This window comes from Phytoactinopolyspora halophila, assembly GCF_003287285.1.
Lineage (GTDB): Bacteria > Actinomycetota > Actinomycetes > Jiangellales > Jiangellaceae > Phytoactinopolyspora_A > Phytoactinopolyspora_A halophila.
Genome location: NZ_QMIG01000076.1, coordinates 1 through 676, shown reverse-complemented (window position 1 = coordinate 676; position 676 = coordinate 1). Strand labels below are relative to the sequence as shown.

General features: G+C 56.7%; 1 pseudogene. It reads left to right on the top strand.

What is annotated here, in order from left to right:
• Positions 1-628: pseudogene (locus DPM12_RS22705) on the top strand (hypothetical protein); the annotation flags it as partial.
• Between the last annotated feature and the right edge of the window lie 48 nt (positions 629-676).

Genomic DNA, 676 nt, shown 5'->3' with positions numbered 1-676 from the left:
GGGCTGCTGTCATGCTCAACGCAGTGATCGCTTGGACCGCACATTTGTCAGACATGCCCTAGGTGCGTTGCTCGCAAGCAGGAAGCTTGTGAAGGCCTACGACGCCGAGATGCGCGATGAGTTGCGTGCTTCGCCTCGAGGTGCCGAGCACCTTGTTCGAAAGTACCTGCAGGACGACGTGCGAGAAGACATACATCTTCCACCGAGCTTCACGCCAGTCGACGCTCGCGAACTGTTGGAGGCCTACATCGACAGCGAGGACGCGAACCCGAACTACGTGGGGCTGATTGCGACCGCCAGGGAGAATCGTCTGGCCGGCATCGACGCGAAACTCAAGCTGCGCGCAAAGCGACGCAACGATGAGATGACCGTGAAGTTCTTTCATGAAAATGAGGGCTTCAAGACTGGCTGTGAAGTGGGTATCTCCGGAACCCAAGATGAACCGGTCGTGTTCGAGATGGACACCTCAGACGAGTCGGTCTACCGGTACACATACAGCAGCCTGTGGTTGGAAGAGACCTGCGACAACCCCAGTATCCTCAACAACTTTCTTCATCTGTTCGAATTCGTTGACCGTCAAGCACTGCTGGTCCTTCCGTCCTACCCGGCGCGCCTAGGGCATGTCTGACAAATATGGAGCGCTCGTCCTGCGAGACTGATCAGATGTCGAGGTTTC